Source organism: Microbispora sp. CA-102843, assembly GCF_050936215.1.
Taxonomy (GTDB): domain Bacteria; phylum Actinomycetota; class Actinomycetes; order Streptosporangiales; family Streptosporangiaceae; genus Microbispora.
This window is the reverse complement of sequence record NZ_JBNJNF010000001.1, coordinates 805,584-823,316: the sequence shown is the minus strand read 5'-3', so window position 1 is coordinate 823,316 and position 17,733 is coordinate 805,584. Positions and strand designations below refer to the sequence as shown.

Genomic DNA, 17,733 nt, shown 5'->3' with positions numbered 1-17,733 from the left:
CCGGCCCTCGCCTCCCTCGGCGAGGGCCGGCCTGTCACTGCTCCAGACGGACGGTGACGGTCACGCGGCCCGCTTCGTCGCGCCGGGCGACGGCATGGCCGGTGCGGTCGACCCCGTCCAGTTGCAGGGAGATCGGGCCGCCCTCGGCCAGGAAGTTGCGCCACCACGTCTTGGCGTCGGGGAACTGAACGCCGATCGTGACGGTGTCGGCCACCCGGCGGAAGGCGACGGGCGTGCTGAAGGTGCGTCCTGAGCGGCGTCCCGTGTAGGTGACGACGGTGAGGCGCCTGCTGATCCGCCGGCCCCACCGGGGAGACGAGCGCAACGTCATGACGCAGGAGTTGAAACGGCCGATCGCTCGCCTCGGAAGCGGCCCCCGGTATCGCACAGAAAACCTCCATCACGAGGGGTGTCTCCTGCCGCCAACGTAACGTGGTTAGTGGAGAGCCTTGTCCACTTAACCAGAAGTGAGAAACATGAGCGCTGAGGCATCTCGGATGGCGGCCGTCCCCGAGGGGGCCGTGGGACTGCGCGCCGATGCCCGGCAGAATCGCGACCGCATCGTCGAGGTCGCCCGCCGGCTGTTCGCCGACCGCGGCCTCGACGTACCGATGGCCGCGATCGCCCGGCACGCCGGTGTGGGGGTCGCGACGCTCTACCGCCGCTTCCCCACCAAGGAAGCGCTGGTCACCGAGGTCTTCGCCGATCAGTTCGAGGCATGCGTGTCGGTCGTCGACGACGCGCTGGCGGATCCGGACCCGTGGCGCGGTTTCTGCACGGCCATCGAAAAGGTCTGCGGCATGCAGGCCGCCGACCGTGGCTTCAGCACGGCCTTCGTCGCGGCGTTCCCCGACGCGGTCGACATCGAGCGGGAGCGCGACCGCGCCATACAAGGTTTCACCGAGCTGACGCGACGCGCCAAGGCGACCGGGCGGCTGCGCGCCGATTTCTCTCCGGACGACCTCGCCCTGCTGCTCATGGCCAACTGCGGCGTCATCACCGGCTCCGCCGAAGAGGCCCAGGCCGCGTCCCGGCGGCTCGTCGCCTACCTGCTCAGCGCCTTCCGCGCCGGACCGGCCGACCCCCTCCCCCCGCCCGCCCGACTCACTCTGCACGACGTCCCGAACTCGCCCATCGCCGCCACTCGTCCCGTACCGCGCACCGGCGCCGGGCCGCCGGCGCATCAAGAAACGACGGTGCATCAAGGAGCCGGCAACCGCTGACCGCGGCTGGGGGAGCTTGTTGCGCATTATTCGCAATAGCAAGATGATTGCGTTCCTGTCGCCCGATGCCGTGGCGAGCTGATACGGCTCGTCGGGCGCCGGCCGGCCCCCTTCCCGGGAGGAACGCATGGGTGAGCACGTGGGCCGGGCCCCGCTGCGTCAGATACTCGCGCTCGCCGTGCCCGCGCTCGGGGTCCTGGCCGCCGAGCCGCTCTATCTGCTCGTCAACACGGCCATGGTCGGCCATCTCGGCGCGGTGCCGCTCGCGGGGCTGTCCGTCGGCGGGATCGTGCTGGCGCAGATCTCCTCCCAGATGACGTTCCTGTCCTTCGGTACGACCGCCCGCGCGGCCCGGCTGCACGGCGCCGGCCGCCGGACCGACGCCGTGGCCGAGGGGGTGCAGGCGACCTGGCTCGCCGCGATCGTGGGACTGGTCATCACCGTGGCGGGGCAACTGCTCGCCACGCCGGTCGCCGGCCTGCTCACCGGTGACGGCCGGGTCGCCGACGCCGCGGTGAGCTGGCTCAGGATCGCCCTGCTCGGCGCTCCGCTGATCCTGATCACGATGGCCGGGAACGGCTGGATGCGCGGCGTGCAGGACATGCGGCGCCCGCTGCGCTACGTGCTCGCGGGCAACGTGATCTCCACCGTGCTGTGCCCGGTGCTGGTGTACGGGTTCGGCTGGGGGATCGACGGGTCGGCGGTCGCCAACGTGATCGGGCAGCTGATCTCCGCGAGCCTGTTCGTGCGGGCGCTGCGGGCCGAGGGCGTGCCGCTCGCTCCGGTTCCGGCCGCGATGCGCGCCCAACTCGGTCTGGCGCGCGACCTGGTGCTGCTCGGCCTGGCCTTCCAGGCGTGCTGGGTGTCGGCGACCGCGGTCGCCGCGCACACCTCCGCCGCGGCGGCCGGCGCCCACCAGGTGGTGTTCCAGCTGTGGATGTTCCTGGCCTTCGTCCTCGACGCGCTGGCCATCGCCGCCCAGGCGCTGGTCGGGGCCGCGCTCGGCGCGAACGACGCGGAACGGGCGCGCCGCCTGGCCTGGCAGGTGACCGGCTGCGGGCTGGTCTTCGGGACCCTGCTCGGCGCGGTGTTCGCGGCGCTGGCCGGTCCCCTGCCCCACGTGTTCACCGCCGACGCGACGGTGCTGGCCGAGTTGCCCGGCGCCTGGTGGTTCTTCGTCGCGCTGCAGCCGATCGGCGGTGTGGTGTTCACGTTGGACGGAGTGCTGCTCGGCGCCGGGGACGCGGCATACCTGCGTACCGCGACGGCGAGTGGCGCGGTGCTGGGGTTCCTGCCGGTGGTGTGGGCCTCGCTGCGATTCGGCTGGGGACTGGTGGGGATCTGGTCGGGGTTGTCGGCCTTCCTGCTGATCCGGATGATCACCGTGCTGGCCAGGCTGCGGTCCGGCCGCTGGGCGGTGGTCGGCGCCGTACGGTGACCCGGGCGCGGACAACCCGGTCTGTAGATCGACAGCGACGCGCCCGTTCCGGTGCTCAGCCGAGCGAGGACACGTCGGCGAAGTAGGCCCTCAGGAGCCTGCACCCCTGCTCGATCATGGCCGGGTCGCCCTCCGGTGAGGCCGTGAAGGCGAGCTGGAGAGCGGCCGCCGTGGCCTGGATGGCCAGCCGCATCACGCGGTACGGATCGGGCAGCGGCGGCAGCCCGGCCTCGTCCAGGGCGAACTGGTAGAGCCGCTCGGCCAGCACGTCCCCGCCCTCCTTCGCCTCGCCGGGCGGCAGGAACGTCGGCCCGCCGGGCCGGGTGTCGGCGAAGTCGACCACGGTGTAGCCGGGGACGGTCCTGCGCATCTCGACCGTCTCGGTCAGGACGAGCTCCGCCGCGCGCGGCCAGGTGAGCGCGTCCTCCCCGGCCACCCGGCGGCGCAGCCGCACCAGCAGCAGCTCCAGGTTGCGCAGTGCCAGCTCGCGCAGCATGCCGGGCTTGCCGTCGAAGAACTGGTAGATGGTGCCGCTCGGCACCTCGGCCCGCCTGGCGACGTCGACGATGGTCAGCGCGTCGAGGCCCACCTCGTCCAGGAGGCGGGCGCAGGCGTCGAGGATGCGTTCGACCCTGTCGATGCTGCGCTTCTGGACCGGGCGCCGCCGGATGCCGGGGTTGTCCACCGATCAGTCTTAACATAACGCCCTGTCATGTTCTAACGTGGCACCCTCTCATGTTTTGAACCTCGAAGGAATCGCATGGACGAGGTGCGCGTGACACCCGCAGGACGGGTGACCACCGGCTGGATGACCCTGCTGGCGCTCGCCCAGATGGGCGTCATCATGGCGATGACCGTCGGCAACCAGATCCTGCTGCCCTCACATGTGGCGCACATCGACCCCGTGCACAAGGAGGCGTCGCTGGCGACCGTGTTCGCCGTCGGCGCCGTCTGCACGATCATCGCCAACCCGCTGTTCGGCGCCATGTCCGACCGGACCCGTTCCCGGTTCGGCCGGCGCCGTCCCTGGATCGTGGGGGGAGCGCTGGTCTGCGCCGCGTCCCTGGTGTTCCTCGCCTGGCAGGAGTCGCTGGCCGGGCTGGTCGTCGGCTGGGCGGTGGCCCAGCTGGCGTTCACCGCCGCCCTGGCCGCGGCCATCGCCACCGTGCCCGACCAGGTGCCCGTCCGTCAGCGGGGCAAGGTGTCCGCGCTGGCGGGCGTGGGCCAGCTGACCGGTCCGCTGCTCGGCGGGGTCGTGGCCACGGTTTTGCTGACCGGCACAAAGGCCGGGTTCCTCGCGATGGCGGTGCTGATCCTGCTGCTCGTGCTGCCGTTCGGCCTGTTCACCCGCGAACCCGCGGAAACCACTGCCGCCGCTGCCGCCACCGCCGCAGTCGCCGTCGGAACCACCGCCCCCGCGGCCGCAGCCGTCGCCACCGCCGCGGGCACGGCGGGGTCGCCGCCGTTCGACGTGCGGTCCTTCCTGCGCGGCCTGTGGGTGAGCCCGCGCAGGCATCCCGACTTCGCCTGGTCCTGGTTGAGCCGGCTCTTGATCACCCTCACGCTCGCGATGGCGATCGGCTATCTGCAGTACTACCTGCGGGACGCGGTCCACTACGAGCGGCTCTTCCCCGATTCGACCGTCGAGCAGGGCGTCGTGGTCCTCGTGGCGGTGTTCACGCTGAGCAGCGTCGTGCCGACCCTGCTCGCGGGCTGGCTGTCCGACCGGTACGGCAGCCGCAGGCCCGCGGTCTTCGTCGGCGGCCTCACGATGGCCGCGTCCGGGCTGGTGCTGACGTTCCTGACCAGCTGGTCCGCCGCCATCGCGGCGTCCGTCCTGCTCGGTGCGGGCTACGGCATGTTCGCCGCCGTCGACCAGGCGATGGTCACCCAGTTGCTGCCCGCGGACGCCGACCGGGCCAAGGACCTCGGCATCGTGAGCCTGGCCAACTCCGCGTCCAACACGCTCGGCCCGGTGATCGCCGCACCGCTGGTCACCTCGGCCGGCGGTTACCCGCTCATGTACGGCGTGGCGGCGGGCTTCGCCACGCTCGGGGCCTGTCTGATCTGGAGGATCCGCGGTGTCCGCTGAAAACCACTCCGCCGAGAGGCCCGCGCAGCCGTACGACCAGGGGGCCTGGTGGCGGGACGCGGTGGTCTACCAGGTGTACCCGCGCAGTTTCGCCGACGCGAACGGCGACGGCGAAGGGGACCTGCCCGGTGTGCTGTCCCGCCTCGGCCACCTGGCCGACCTGGGTGTGGACGCGATCTGGCTGAACCCGTTCTATCCCTCGCCGCTGGCCGACGGCGGCTACGACGTGGCCGACTACTGCGACGTCGATCCCCGCTACGGCACGCTGGCGGACTTCGACGCGCTCGTGGCGGCGGCCGCGGCGAAGAACATCAAGGTGATCGTCGACATCGTCCCCAACCACTGCTCGGCCGAGCATCCGTGGTTCCGCGCGGCGCTGGCCGCCGGTCCCGGCAGTCCCGAGCGCGAGCGGTTCGTCTTCCGCGACGAGCCGAACAACTGGCAGTCCGTGTTCGGCGGCCCGGCCTGGACGCGGGTGCCCGACGGGCAGTGGTACCTGCACCTGTTCGACTCCGGGCAGCCCGACTGGAACTGGCGGCACCCCGACGTGGTCGCCCTGTTCGAGCGGGTGCTGCGGTTCTGGCTGGACCGGGGCGTGGACGGGTTCCGGATCGACGTGGCCAACATGCTGTTCAAGCAGGAGGGCCTGCCCGACGTCGTCCCGGGCAGCCAGGGCGGCCCGCTCACGCCGGGTCACGCGGCCGTGCCGTACGAACACCAGCCGGAGCTGCTGGAGCTGTACCGGTCCTGGCGGAAGATCCTCGACTCCTATGCCGGCGACCATGGCACCGCGCCCGCCTGCACCGTGGCGGAGATGTGGTTCGGCCACCCCGACCAGGCCAGGCCCTACCTGGCGGGTGACGGGCTGGCCCAGTTGTTCGGCTTCGGGCTGATGCCCACGCCGTGGTCGGCTGAGGAGTTCCGCACGGTCATCGACGAGTCGCACCGGCTGGCCCGTGAGACGGGCGGGTCGGTCCCGTGGGTGCTGGGCAACCACGACGTGCCGCGCATGGTGTCCAGGTTCGGCGTCGACCAGGACCTGGTCCGCGCACCCACCCCGGAGGTGCTGCTCGGCCGGATGGACGTCGACGTCGAGCTGGGCACCAGGCGCGCACGCGCGGCGGCGCTGCTGCTGCTCGCCCTGCCCGGCGGGGCCTACATCTACCAAGGGGACGAACTGGGCCTGCCGGAACACCTCGCCATTCCGGACGAGGCCCGGCAGGATCCCATGTTCGAGCGCACGCTGCGCACGTTCATCGGCAGGGACGGCTGCCGGGTGCCCCTCCCCTGGTCCGGCGCGGCTCCGCCGTACGCCTTCGGAGCCGAAGACACGTGGCTGCCGCAGCCGGAGGACTGGGCGGCGCTGACCGTGGCCGCCCAGCGGGACGACCCCGGCTCGACGCTGAACCTCTACCGCGCCGCGCTCGCCATCCGGCGCGATCATCCCGCGCTCGGCGACGGCGACCTGACCTGGCTGGACGCGCCGCCCGGCGTGCTGGCCTTCGCCCGCGACCCCGGCTTCACGCTCATGGTGAACTTCGGCGCCGAGCCGGTGCCGCTCGCCTGGCACCACGACGTGCTGCTCGCCAGCGGACCGCTCGACGGCGATCTGCTGCCGCCCGACACCGGAGTGTGGCTCTCTTGACCATCGAAACCGAACCGGGGTTGTGGCTGCTCACCACCCCGTCCAGCGCGTACGCCGTGCGGCTGGGGCCGGACGGCGCGCCGCGCTGCGCGCACTGGGGGCCGCCGCTCACGCTCGGCCAGGCCCGCGCGCTGCCCGCCGGACCCGAGGAGCTGCCGAGCGAGGGCGGCGACCGGTTCGGCGTGGCCGGCCTGCAGGTCAGGTATGGCGACGCCGTACGCGGGGTGGAGTGGCGTCACCTCGGCCACGACATGGACGGCGGCCATTTGACGATCAGGATGGCCGACCGGCACTACCCGCTGGAGATCGACCTGCACTACCGGGTCAGGCCGGACGGCGACGCGATCGACCGCTGGACGACCCTGCGCAACACGGGTGAGGAGCCGATCACGGTCCTGCGCTGCGACTCGGCGGCCTGGGCGGTTCCCCGGCGTGAGGACTACCGGCTGACCCACGTCACCGGCGAGTGGGGCGCGGAGTTCCAGGTCCGGCGTACGGCACTGCCCGTGGCCGAGACCGTGCTGACCAGCAGGCGCGGGCACAGCGGCCACCACGCCAACCCGTGGGTGATGATCGACGCGGGCGACGCGACCGAGGACCGCGGCGAGGTGTGGAGCGCGGCGCTGGCCTGGAGCGGAAGCTGGCGCATCACCGTCGAACGCGACCACGACGGCCGCGCGGGCTGGAGCGGCGGGTTCGGGCACGAGGGGGTCACCTGGCGGCTCGGACCCGGCGAATCCCTGGAGACGCCCGCGTTCACCGGGGTCTATTCGGCCGAGGGGTTCGGCGGGGTCAGTCACCGGTGGCACGACCACATCCGCCGCCACGTGCTGCCCGCGCCCGGCCGGGTCAGGCCGGTGGTCTACAACTCGTGGGAGGCGACCGAGTTCGACATCTCCCAGGCCCAGCAGATGGAGCTGGCCGAGCTCGCCGCGGGCGTCGGCGTGGAGCTGTTCGTGATGGACGACGGCTGGTTCGGCGGGCGTACGGGCGTGTTCGCGGGCCGTACGGGCGAGACGGCCGGCCTGGGCGACTGGTGGCCGAACCCCGACCGCTTCCCGGACGGCCTCACCCCGCTGATCGACCACGTGAAGCGGCTCGGCATGAGATTCGGCCTGTGGGTGGAGCCGGAGTCGGTCAATCCCGACAGCGAGCTCTACCGCACGCGCCCCGAGTGGGTGCTGCGCCAGCCGAACCGGCGCGCGACCGAGGTGCGCGACCAGCTCCTGCTCGACTTCTCCCGGGACGACGTCGCCCAGTGGGCGTACGACCGGCTGGACGAGCTGGTGACCCACAACGACATCGCGTTCCTGAAGTGGGACATGAACCGGCCGATCACCGAGGCCGGCGACGAGGTGTGGGTGCCGTACATCAGGAACGTCTACGCCGTGATCGACCGGCTGCGCGCGGCGCACCCGCATCTGATGATCGAGGGCTGCGCGAGCGGCGGGGGCCGCGCCGACCTCGGGATGCTCGCCCGCACCGACCAGATCTGGACCTCGGACAACACCGACGCCGCCCAGCGGATCGCGATCCAGCACGGCTACGGCCAGATCTATCCGGCCTGCACGATGGGCGCCTGGGTGACCGACAGCCCCAACGCGCTCACCGGCAGGCAGACGCCGCTCGCCTTCCGCTTCCACGTCGCGATGTCGGGCGCGCTCGGCATCGGCGGCGACCTGCGGCGCTGGGACCCGGCCGACCTGGAGCAGGCCAAGCAGTTGACAGAGCAGTACAAGCTGATCCGTCCGGTCGTCCACGAGGGCCGGATGGACCGCCTCGCCGACTGGGCCGTGCAGTACACCCTCGATCCGCACATCGTGGTCTTCTCCTGGCGGCCGACCACGCTGGTCCGCGTGACGGCCCCCGTACGGCTGAAAGGTCTGGACCCGGACGCCCGCTACCGCGACGAGGACACCGGGGAGACCCACCACGGCGCGCTGCTGATGAGCCACGGACTGCCCCGGCCGTGGCCGTTCGACGCCACCGGCGAACTGAAGAGGCTCACCCGTGTCGGATAACCCGCTTCCGGAGTACCCGCGACCCCAGCTCGTCCGCGACAGCTACCTCAACCTGAACGGCCGCTGGGAGTACGCGGTCAGGGACTACGCCCCCGAGACGTACGACGGCGAGATCCTCGTGCCGTACTCGCCGGAGGCGCCGCTGTCCGGGGTGAACCGGCGGCTGCTTCCCGGGGAGACCCTCTGGTATCGGCGCTCGTTCGAGCTGCCGGAGGACTTCGCCGGCGGGCGGGTGATCCTGCACTTCGGCGCGGTCGACCAGACCTGCCGGGTGTGGGTCAACGACGACGAGGTCGGCGGCCACACCGGCGGCTACCTGCCGTTCTCCTTCGACGTCACCGACGCGCTGCGCTCGTCGGAGAACACCCTCGTCGTCGCCGTGCAGGACGACACCGGGAACGGCTCGCGGGGCAAGCAGCGGCTGCGGCGCGGCGGCATCTGGTACACCCCGCAGTCGGGCATCTGGCAGACGGTCTGGGCCGAGCGCGTGCCCGAGGTCCACGTCGAACGGCTCACGCTGACCCCGCTGCTCGACGACTCCTGCGTGGAGGTGACGGTCCACGCGTCCGGCGGCGAAGCGCACGTCGAGATCTCGGCCGGAGGCGAAACGGTCGCGCGGGTCACAGTGCCGACCGGGCAGCCGGTGCGGGTTCCCCTGCCCGAGGTGCGCGCCTGGAGCCCCGAGGATCCCTTCCTGTACGACGTCACCGTGTCGCTCGGCGCGGACCACGTGCGGAGCTACTTCGGCATGCGCTCCTTCTCCGTCGGGCCCGACGCCGACGGCGTCCCCCGGCTGCTGCTGAACGGCCGGCCGTACTTCCACGCCGGGGTGCTCGACCAGGGCTACTGGCCGGACGGCCTCTACACGCCGCCGTCGGACGAGGCGATGATCCACGACATCGCCACGATGAAGCGGCTCGGCTTCACGATGCTGCGCAAGCACATCAAGATCGAGCCGCTGCGCTGGTATCACCACTGTGACCGGCTCGGCATCCTCGTCTGGCAGGACATGGTCAACGGCGGCGAGCCGTACCGTCCGTGGGTCATCACCACGCCGGCGTTCCTGCCCCTCGTGCGGCTGGACGACCGCCGCCACCGCCGGTTCGGCCGGGCCGACGCGGCGGGCCGTACGGCGTTCGAGGCCGAGATGCGCGCCACGGTCGAGCACCTGCGCAACGTGGTGAGCCTGGCGGTCTGGGTGCCGTTCAACGAGGGCTGGGGCCAGTTCGACGCCGCGCGGATCGCCGCGGAGCTCACCCGGCTCGACCCGACGCGTACGGTCGACCACGCCAGCGGCTGGCACGACCAGCGCGCGGGCGACCTGCGCAGCCTGCACGTCTACTTCCGCCGGTTCCGCCCGCCGCGCCCGGACGGCCGGGTGCTCGTGTTGTCCGAATACGGCGGGTACAGCCTGCGGGTCGAGGGCCACGTCTGGGGCGAGAAGGAGTTCGGCTACCGGCGGTACGGCACGGCCGACGCGCTCGGCGAGGCGTTCGCCCGGCTGCACGAGGAGCAGATCATCCCGGCCGTCGCGCGCGGCCTGAGCGCGACCGTCTACACCCAGTTGTCCGACGTCGAAGACGAGATCAACGGCCTGCTCACCTACGACCGGGCGGTGCTCAAGCTCCCCGAGGACCTCGTACGCTCGATCACGGAAAGGCTCAGGTTCGCATGACCACGCACGAGCGGGAGATCACCGCACCCGTCGACCTGTGCCTGCCGGACGGGCGGCTCAACCCCGGCGCGGTGGGCTGGACCCGCCGTCCTCTGCACCGGGGCAACCTGCGCGGCTGGGGACGGCGCAAGCGCTGGGAATACTGGGGCGTCGTCACCCCCCGCCACATCATCGGCCTGGTCGCGTCGTCGCTGGACTACGCCGCGGTGAACGGCGTCTACGTGCTCGACCGGGACACCCGCGTGGAGATCGCCAAGGACGTCGTGGTGCCGCTGGCCCGCGGCGCCGTCTTCCCCGACCGCAGCGGCGCCGGGACGGCGTCCGTACGGGGCGGCGGTGTGACGATCGACATCGAGCAGGGTGCTTCCGGCACCACGATCCGGGCCGCGGCGCCCGGCATCGAACTCGACCTGGAGGTGCCGCTGCCGGAGGGCCACGAGTCGCTCGGCGTGGTGGTGCCGTGGGGGCAGAACCGGTTCCAGTACACGGTGAAGGACGTCGGCCGTCCGGTGCGCGGGCGGCTGCGGCTGGAGTCGGCCGAGTTCCCGATCGACGAAGCGGAGTCGTTCGCCGTACTCGACCACGGCCGCGGGAAGTGGCCGTACTCCATCACGTGGAACTGGGCGGCGGGCAGCGGACCCGGCCTGGCGATCCAGCTCGGCGGCAAGTGGACCGACGGCACCGGCTCCACCGAGAACGCCCTGTTCGTCGGCGGCCGCCTGCACAAGATCGGCGACGAGCTGGAGTGGTCGTACGACCGGACCGACTGGCTGCGCCCGTGGCGGATCACCGGCCCGCGGGTGGAGGTGGAGTTCCACCCGTTCCACGAGAAAGTGGCCCGCACCGAGCTCGGCCTGGTGGGCAACGAGACGCACCAGTGCTTCGGCCACTTCTCCGGACGGGCCCGGGCCGACGACGGCGCCTGGGTGGACCTCGACGGCCTCACCGGCTGGGCCGAGGAGGCCCGCAACCGCTGGTGATCCTCGCGGCCTACCGGCCGGGGACGCCCTCGGCGCCCTACGTGATCCGAGGGCGCACGGCCTGCAATTGGCACCATTGCCGGGGAAAAAGCCTGGGCTCCGGCGGTTCAGCCGCCGGAGCCCTTGTCCCTGCTCTGGGGAATGAATACTCCCGTGCTCGAAAGCGCTCACCGACGAGTCGATATGCGAGCGCTCGCGCTCGGAGCATCTCTTGAATCAGCCGACGCTACGTTGCTCATGGACACGGCCACCCAGGCCTTTCGACCATTCACCCCGAAGCATGTGTTTTTCCCCAGGACGTCAGGCCGGCCTTTTTAGTTGAAACCGCAGGCAAACAATGCGGGGAGTACATCGGAGCAGCGGCCGGCGACGCAGACGTCCCAGAGGATGTCGTCGAGGTCCGAGCGGTTGTTCTGGCACCTGTTCTGACAGTTGTTCTGACAGCAGTCGTTCCGGAAGCCATCGTTCCGGACGGAGCTGTTTTCGAAGGTGTTGTTGAACCCGTTGTCGAACTCGTTGGTGCACGGGTTGGTATAACCCCAGCCAGTTGGGGCGGTCGTCGCGCTCGCGGCCGTGGCGCCCGCGAGAAGGGCACCACCGCCGAGCGCGGTGGAAAGTGCGAGTCCGGCGATGACCTTCTTGAGCTTGGGCATTTCGTCCCCCTCTAAAGGATCAACTGCCTAATGTGTGCGCCATTCCTAAATGAACAGGAATGTCGCCTAATGACCGTTAAGTGGTCATTGCCCCGCGACGTCATACTTTCCAGATGGAACGGGCGACAAACGGCGATCTACGGTATTTAATGCCTCCTTGTTCCATTGAGGGCACTCCTCGGGCCCTTATGACGCCTTTATCCCCTAATGTCCGATTCTCTCTGCGTCGGACACGGCGGATGTGACAGGCGCCGGCGAGGAGGGCGGGACACACCGGCCGTGGTCTCAGCCCGCGTGCAGCATGGTGAGGAGCGCGTGCGCGACGTCGAGGAACTGGTCACGCGAAGAGGTCGCGGTCTGCAGGTCGACGAACGCCTCGTGGGCCCCCGCCTCGGCGAGGGTCAGCAGGTAGTCGGCGACCTGCCGTACGGTTCCCACGTGCGGCACCTGGTCGGCGGGCGCCGGCGAGTCGGTGATCACGGGATTGACCCGCACCACCATGCGCAGAGCGGACGGATCCCGGCCCGCGCGGGACGCGGCCCCCAGCGCCATGTCCCACAGGGAGGTCAGATACGGCATCGGCATGGCCGCGCTCAGCCAGCCGTCGGCCCGCCGGCCGACCCTCTCCAGCGCCGGAGGCGTGTAACCGGCGAGCAGGATCGGAGGGCGTGGCCGCTGGCAGGGCTTGAGGTCGATGTGCGACGGCGGGACCGTCCACAGGGCGCCCTTGTGCTCGACCACCTCACCCGTCCAGACGGCCTCCATCAGGTCGAGCGTCTCCTCCAGCCGCTCTCCCCTCCCCTGCCAGGGCACCCCGGTCGCGGTGTACTCGTCGCGAAGCCAGCCGAGACCGATGCCGACATCCAGGCGTCCGTGACTGAGCAGGTCGAGCGAGGTCAGCGTACGCGCGAGCAGGACGGGCGGCTGCCACAGCGCGTTGAGTGTGCTGGTCCCCAGCCGGATCTCGCGCGTGCTGACCGCGGCCAGCGTCAGTGCGGTGAGTGGGTCGAAGAACGTCCCGAAAGCCGGGGGGACCGTCCCGTCTCCTCCGGGGTACGGATCGCTGGGCGTCAGCGGCAGCAAGATGCGGTCGCCCGCCCACAGGCTGTCGTAGCCCATCGCTTCGAGATCCGTGCTCGCCTGCCGGATGAATTCCGGATCGGCGAACGCGCCGTACTGGGGGACCGTGTATCCGAGCCGCATGAGTGTTTCCTTCGCACTGCGCCGGTAGAAGAACCGCCCTGATCGGGCGTCGGCGGAGACGCTAGGAAAGGCCGCTTGCGGAAAACTTGGGCAAGTCGAGCTTTAGATCCAAGAACGCCCCAAGGCTGGCGTTGCCCGTGGCCGGACGTCGAAACCGGCAATGGCGGGTGACGAAGGTCTGCCGCGCACCGATTCTCGGCGGCGGCGCGGGTCAGGGAGCGGCAAGGCGAGCGGATGCCCGGCCCAAGGCGGCCTCATGCCCTTCGCCCGGCCCAAGGCGGCCTCATGCCCTTCGCCCGGCCCAAGGCGGCCGCATGACGTTCCCGGCGGCCTGCCGGGCCGGGGCGAGATTCCTCCTGCCGAGGCATCCGCTCAGAGGCGTCCGCTCAGGCGCCGGCAGCCGCCCCCGCGTGCGCGGCGGCCGTCTCCGCGGTTCCCGCCGCGGAATCCTCGGTGGGCTCTCCGGTGGAGTCCTCCGGGTCGGCGTCCGGGTCGGCGTCGGGGTCGGCGTCGGGGTGCGCCGCGACGAACTGCTCGATGACCTCGTCGGCCATCTTCCCGCGCGCGGGCACGTCCAGCCCCTGCTCGCGGGCCCATTCACGCACGTCCGTCAGCGTGTAGCCGCGCAGACGCGGGGAGGTGTCCGCGGCCTTCTTGGACCGCGACGCCTGCTTCACCTCACGGGCGTTCTCCAGCACTTCCTCGATGAGCGCGAGAGCCGCGCTCAGCCGCTGCTGGTTCGCGTCGGACAGGTCGATGGCGAAGGTCCGGTTCAGCAGCGGGAATTCCCGTCTCGCCACATCGTCGCCCTCGGAGTGGTCGAGGTCGTCAACCAGTATCACCTTCTGCGCCACGTGCAGCCCTTCCAGGGTGGATCTTCGTCTAACTGGACCGTGGCATCCTACTGGTGCTTGCATCGCCGGCCCGCCTTCCCGGGTTCTTCGACCCGAGCACGAGAGCCACGGCGGCGACACCGTACGCTGCCGTCGTGAGCAGGGCGGGCAGGAGAATCCCCGGAGACAAGTAGTCGGGCTGGCTGCCCGCGCTGATGCCCGCCACGGTCACCGCACGCGGGAACTCGTCGATCGCGACCACCAGATTGACGATCGCCATGACGCCGAGCAGTGCCACGACGACCCACCTCGCCTTCCGCAGGTGCCGGTGGAAGACGGCCGCCACCAGGACGAGCATCGGCAGATACCACGCGATCACGACGTCCAGGCCGAAGAACCGGCGCGCGGCGACCCCGATGAAGAGCCCCAGGAAGGAGAGGATCGGCTGGTAGCCGGGGTCACCGCCCTGCGTCGCGATGGGGAAACCCATGGGCGCCGCCGAGGCGAGCACCGCCAGGACCAGCCACGGCCATGCGCGGCGCGTGTTCGCCTCGTGCGGCGGATGTTGCCCGGACACCGCCGAAGTATCCCAGGCCCCCTGCCACGTCAGGGATTCACTCGTGGCCGTGCGTGCCCCATCCGGAGACGATCAGGTCGTCCTCGACGACCAGCACCTCGTAGCACGCCGCGATCCGCCCGGCTCCGGCAGGCGGCACCGGGAAAACGGCCCCGCCTCAGGAACCCGTGTGCAGGCGGCGGTGCAGCGCGCGGACCTCGTCCGCCAGTTCGGGCACGGGCCCGGCCACCCGCACACCGGGCGCGACCTCGTTGACGGGGAGCGTACGCACCGGCGGGGGCGGCACGTCCCATTCGGCCAGCCACTGCGCGAGCTGGGCCGACGACACCACGTAGACGATCCGCCCGAGACCCACCCATCCGTGCGCCGCCGCGCACATCGGGCAGTGCTCGCCGGAGGTGTAGACCGTGGCCTTCGCGCGTTCCTCCGGCGTCATGTTCCCCGCGGCCCAGCGCGCCAGCTCGAACTCGGGGTGCCGCGTGTGGTCACCGCCGGCCACCCGGTTGCGGTCCTCGGCCAGGACCTTCCCGTCCCCGGAGACCAGGACCGAGCCGAACGGTTCGTCCTCCGCCTCCAGCGCTTCCTTCGCCAGCTCCACACAGCGGCGCAGGTGCCGCAGTTCCTCAGTCGTCGGCTCGTAACTCATGATCGAAACAGTAACGCCGAACGGGGCGGGTAAGCGCGAGGGGCATGCCGGAGGAGCATCTGACCTGGGAAGTCATGGCTTTATCGAGTTGTTATATCCGGGTGAACGAAGGCCAGAGACTGCTGGACATCCGCCGCATCTACGTCGAGCCCGCCGCGGCCGAGCTGCCGCGCGGCAAGGAGATCCTGGAGCGGTTCTCCGAGGCCGAGCGGATTGAGATCGAGGCCCACCACCGCATCCCCGAGCTGTACGGCGACGAGGCGAACGTGGCCCGCTGGGTCAGGATCAAGACCGAGGCGCTGGTCCTCGGCGTCAAGAAGTCGCTCACCGCGCGGCCGAACGGCCGGTCGAGCGACTTCATCGCGCCCTCGACCGCCAACGGCTGCGCGATGGCCTGCGCGTACTGCTACGTGCCGCGCCGTAAGGGCTACAGCAACCCGATCACGGTGTTCGCCAACATCGAGAGGATCACGGGTTATCTCGCCGGGCACGCCGGGCGGCAGGGCGTCAAGCCCGAGCCCAACCAGGTGGACCCGCACGCCTGGGTCTACGACATCGGCGAGAACTCCGACTGCTCGGTGGACGCGACCGTCTCCGGCAACGTGCGCGACCTCGTCGATCTCTTCCGCGACCTGCCGAACGCCAAGGCGAGCTTCGCCACCAAGTACGTCAACCGCGACCTGCTCGGCTGGGATCCGCGCGGCCGTACGCGCATCCGGTTCAGCCTGATGCCGGCCGCCGACGCCAAGCTGCTCGACATCCGCACCTCGCCGGTCGCCGACCGGATCGCGGCCATCGGCGACTTCGTCGAGGCGGGATACGAGGTGCACATCAACTTCAGCCCGGTGGTCGTCCGCGACGGCTGGCTGGAGGACTGGGCGGAGCTGCTCGGGCAGCTCGACGACGCGCTGAGCCCGGCCGCCCGCGCCCAGCTCGCCGCCGAGGTCATCTTCCTCACGCACAACGACCGGCTGCACGAGGTCAACCTCGGCTGGCATCCCAAGGCCGAGGAGGTGCTGTGGCGTCCCGACCTCCAGCAGCCGAAGCGCTCGCAGACGGGCGGCTGGAACGTCCGTTACAAGAGCGGCCACAAGGGCCGCTACGTCACCGCGCTCACCGACCTGATCGCCGAAAAGATCCCGTACTGCCGGGTCCGCTACGCCTTCTGAGCGCCGCCGTCATCCCGCGAGTTCGCGTACGACGTCCGGTCTGTTGGTGATGACGCCGTCCACGCCCGCCCCGATCAGGCGGCGTACGGCGGCGGGGTCGTCCACGGTCCAGGCGAGGACCTTCATCCGCAGCCGGTGGACGCGCCGGACGTACTCCGCCGTGACGTCGGCGTGAGGCGGGTTGATCTGGTCGGCGAACCGGGCCAGGCCGGGCAGGTCCGCGACCTGCGGCGTGCCGAGCAGGCCGATCGGCACCCGGGGCATGAGGCGGTGGAAGCGGCGCATCGAGTCCCAGTCGAACGACTGCACGACGACCCGGCCAAGCCAGGCCGGGGAAGACCTCCTCCGCGTCGGTCGTACGGCCGAGCGTCGTGTCGTGCATCAGGACCAGGTGGTGGTCCCCGGTCTCCTGGACGTCGAGTTCGAACATGTCCGCGCCCTGGTCACGGGCCAGTTCGAAGGCGGCGACGGTGTTCTCCGGCGCGTACGCGGACGCGCCGCGATGGGCCACGACCAGCGGCGCTGACGCCGCCGCGGCGGGGACGATCGAGGTGAGGGCGATCAGGACGATCGCGGCGATGAGGCCGAGTCGCCGGCGCATGGTTCTCCTCGGAGTCGGGAGTGACTACGGGGAGAACCTGACCGTATGCCATTACATCAAGTTGATTTCCCGGTGGCGGCTGGATGCCTGCTCGGTGAGCATCACGCCGTCTCCGGACGTTTCCGCCCGGATCGGTCAGAGGCACGCGCGGTGACCACGACCGTGGCATAGGTCATCGTGAAACCGCCTCCCATCGCGTCGATCGCGGCCCCGACGTCCGCCAGCGCCTCTGCGAGCTTGTCCGACGGGACCTGGGTGAGGGCGCCGGACGTGGGCATCTGGTCCAGCCACTCGTCACGGGTGTAGAACCGCTGCCAGTCGTACCGCCACAGCTCCGGGTCTCCGAACGCGCCCGCCTCCCTGATCCCGTCGGCGGCCTTGGCGAGTAGCGGCCGGTAGCCGTCGAGGGCCGACCCCGCAGGCCGGTCCTGGGACGGGAAGCCGGGCATCACCCGCCGGTAGACCGCGGCGTGGGCCTCCGCCACGGCCGACGGAGGCTCGAACACGTGCCAGAACGCCGCCAGCCGGCCACCGGGACGCAGCACCTCGGCCGCCTTGGCCGCTCCGGCGGCCGGATCCACCCAGTGCCAGGCCGTTCCGGCGACCACCGCGTCGAACGTGCGACCGGCGGGGTCCCAGGCTTCGAAGGTCGCCACCTCGACCTCGAGTCCGTCACGGCGTGCGAAGTCCGCCATCCGCGCGTCGGGTTCGACTCCGAGCACCGTGCAGCCCGCCGCCCGGAACTGCCGGGCCGCGATGCCGGTGCCGCAGCCGACGTCGAGGACGTCCGGCCCGGGACTGGCGGCGGCGATTCGCTCCACCATCCCGCCGGGATAGGGCGGCCTGGTCCGGTCGTAACGCTCGGCGTCCACGCCGAACGACTCCGCCATCCCTCTGGCCTTGTGTGGTTCGTTCTCAGAAGCTGGAGTGGGCATGCGCCCACTATGAGTGGGCAAGCGCCCACTCGTCAAACCGGA

General features: G+C 70.9%; 17 protein-coding genes and 1 pseudogene. 8 read left to right on the top strand and 10 right to left on the bottom strand.

Annotated elements, in window-relative coordinates:
* Nucleotides 1-34 precede the first annotated feature (34 nt).
* The gene (locus tag ACQEVJ_RS03970) at nt 35-331 is read right to left on the bottom strand and encodes a hypothetical protein (RefSeq protein ID WP_433097257.1); all 297 of its coding nucleotides are present in this window, start codon (nt 329-331) and stop codon (nt 35-37) included.
* Nucleotides 332-476: 145 nt separating this feature from the next.
* Here ACQEVJ_RS03970 and ACQEVJ_RS03965 point away from each other — a divergent pair, with 145 nt between their 5' ends.
* Together ACQEVJ_RS03965 and ACQEVJ_RS03960 are read left to right on the top strand one after the other, a co-directional pair.
* Entirely contained in the window at nt 477-1,223 is a 747-nt protein-coding gene (locus ACQEVJ_RS03965) for a TetR/AcrR family transcriptional regulator (RefSeq protein WP_433097255.1), read from the top strand.
* A gap of 127 nt (nt 1,224-1,350) precedes the next feature.
* Nucleotides 1,351-2,661, top strand: coding sequence for an MATE family efflux transporter (locus tag ACQEVJ_RS03960; RefSeq protein WP_433097253.1), 1,311 nt, complete (start codon nt 1,351-1,353; stop codon nt 2,659-2,661).
* A gap of 55 nt (nt 2,662-2,716) precedes the next feature.
* Here ACQEVJ_RS03960 and ACQEVJ_RS03955 read toward each other — a convergent pair whose 3' ends face one another.
* The gene (locus ACQEVJ_RS03955; protein ID WP_433097251.1) at nt 2,717-3,346 is read right to left on the bottom strand and encodes a TetR/AcrR family transcriptional regulator; all 630 of its coding nucleotides are present in this window, start codon (nt 3,344-3,346) and stop codon (nt 2,717-2,719) included.
* 75 nt (nt 3,347-3,421) lie between these two features.
* Between ACQEVJ_RS03955 and ACQEVJ_RS03950 the strand changes: the two genes are divergently transcribed.
* Genes ACQEVJ_RS03950 through ACQEVJ_RS03930 form a run of 5 tightly spaced genes read left to right on the top strand, consistent with a single transcriptional unit; the run spans nt 3,422 to nt 11,074 of the window.
* A complete protein-coding gene (locus tag ACQEVJ_RS03950) occupies nt 3,422-4,753 on the top strand; it encodes an MFS transporter (protein ID WP_433097249.1) in 1,332 nt (443 codons plus the stop codon).
* A complete protein-coding gene (locus ACQEVJ_RS03945; protein ID WP_433097247.1) occupies nt 4,743-6,398 on the top strand; it encodes a glycoside hydrolase family 13 protein in 1,656 nt (551 codons plus the stop codon). Before ACQEVJ_RS03950 ends, ACQEVJ_RS03945 begins: the two co-directional genes overlap by 11 nt.
* Nucleotides 6,395-8,419 (top strand): alpha-galactosidase, encoded by a 2,025-nt coding sequence (locus tag ACQEVJ_RS03940; protein ID WP_433097245.1) that lies wholly within the window; start codon nt 6,395-6,397, stop codon nt 8,417-8,419. Before ACQEVJ_RS03945 ends, ACQEVJ_RS03940 begins: the two co-directional genes overlap by 4 nt.
* Nucleotides 8,409-10,094, top strand: a complete 1,686-nt coding sequence (locus tag ACQEVJ_RS03935) for a glycoside hydrolase family 2 protein (RefSeq protein WP_433097243.1) — start codon at nt 8,409-8,411, stop codon at nt 10,092-10,094. The genes ACQEVJ_RS03940 and ACQEVJ_RS03935 overlap by 11 nt, the downstream gene beginning before the upstream one ends.
* Complete coding sequence (locus ACQEVJ_RS03930) at nt 10,091-11,074, top strand: DUF2804 domain-containing protein (RefSeq protein WP_433097241.1); 984 nt, start codon at nt 10,091-10,093, stop codon at nt 11,072-11,074. The genes ACQEVJ_RS03935 and ACQEVJ_RS03930 overlap by 4 nt, the downstream gene beginning before the upstream one ends.
* 314 nt (nt 11,075-11,388) lie before the next feature.
* Here ACQEVJ_RS03930 and ACQEVJ_RS03925 read toward each other — a convergent pair whose 3' ends face one another.
* From ACQEVJ_RS03925 to ACQEVJ_RS03905, 5 genes are all read right to left on the bottom strand, one after another.
* Nucleotides 11,389-11,727 carry a hypothetical protein gene (locus ACQEVJ_RS03925; RefSeq protein WP_433097239.1) on the bottom strand — a complete coding sequence of 113 codons (339 nt, stop codon included), beginning with the start codon at nt 11,725-11,727 and terminating at the stop codon, nt 11,389-11,391.
* Nucleotides 11,728-12,012: 285 nt separating this feature from the next.
* Entirely contained in the window at nt 12,013-12,930 is a 918-nt protein-coding gene (locus ACQEVJ_RS03920; RefSeq protein ID WP_433097237.1) for a TIGR03619 family F420-dependent LLM class oxidoreductase, read from the bottom strand.
* Nucleotides 12,931-13,316: 386 nt separating this feature from the next.
* Nucleotides 13,317-13,784, bottom strand: coding sequence for a histone-like nucleoid-structuring protein Lsr2 (locus ACQEVJ_RS03915; RefSeq protein ID WP_433097235.1), 468 nt, complete (start codon nt 13,782-13,784; stop codon nt 13,317-13,319).
* Nucleotides 13,785-13,812: 28 nt separating this feature from the next.
* On the bottom strand, nt 13,813-14,340 hold the full coding sequence (locus ACQEVJ_RS03910; RefSeq protein ID WP_433097233.1) for a hypothetical protein: 528 nt from the start codon (nt 14,338-14,340) through the stop codon (nt 13,813-13,815).
* Between the two features lie 157 nt (nt 14,341-14,497).
* On the bottom strand, nt 14,498-14,986 hold the full coding sequence (locus tag ACQEVJ_RS03905; protein ID WP_433097231.1) for a nucleoside deaminase: 489 nt from the start codon (nt 14,984-14,986) through the stop codon (nt 14,498-14,500).
* Nucleotides 14,987-15,087: 101 nt separating this feature from the next.
* Between ACQEVJ_RS03905 and ACQEVJ_RS03900 the strand changes: the two genes are divergently transcribed.
* Nucleotides 15,088-16,155, top strand: a complete 1,068-nt coding sequence (locus ACQEVJ_RS03900) for a spore photoproduct lyase family protein (RefSeq protein ID WP_433097229.1) — start codon at nt 15,088-15,090, stop codon at nt 16,153-16,155.
* A 9-nt stretch (nt 16,156-16,164) separates the two neighbouring features.
* On the opposite strand, the gene ACQEVJ_RS03895 is transcribed toward ACQEVJ_RS03900, so the two are convergent.
* The 3 genes and pseudogenes from ACQEVJ_RS03895 to ACQEVJ_RS03885 all read right to left on the bottom strand — a co-directional run bounded on the left by ACQEVJ_RS03895 (nt 16,165) and on the right by ACQEVJ_RS03885 (nt 17,691).
* Nucleotides 16,165-16,464, bottom strand: coding sequence for a glycerophosphodiester phosphodiesterase (locus ACQEVJ_RS03895; RefSeq protein ID WP_433097227.1), 300 nt, complete (start codon nt 16,462-16,464; stop codon nt 16,165-16,167).
* A gap of 91 nt (nt 16,465-16,555) precedes the next feature.
* Nucleotides 16,556-16,756 (bottom strand): annotated as a pseudogene (locus ACQEVJ_RS03890) (glycerophosphodiester phosphodiesterase); the annotation flags it as partial.
* Between the two features lie 101 nt (nt 16,757-16,857).
* The gene (locus ACQEVJ_RS03885; protein ID WP_433097225.1) at nt 16,858-17,691 is read right to left on the bottom strand and encodes a class I SAM-dependent methyltransferase; all 834 of its coding nucleotides are present in this window, start codon (nt 17,689-17,691) and stop codon (nt 16,858-16,860) included.
* Between the last annotated feature and the right edge of the window lie 42 nt (nt 17,692-17,733).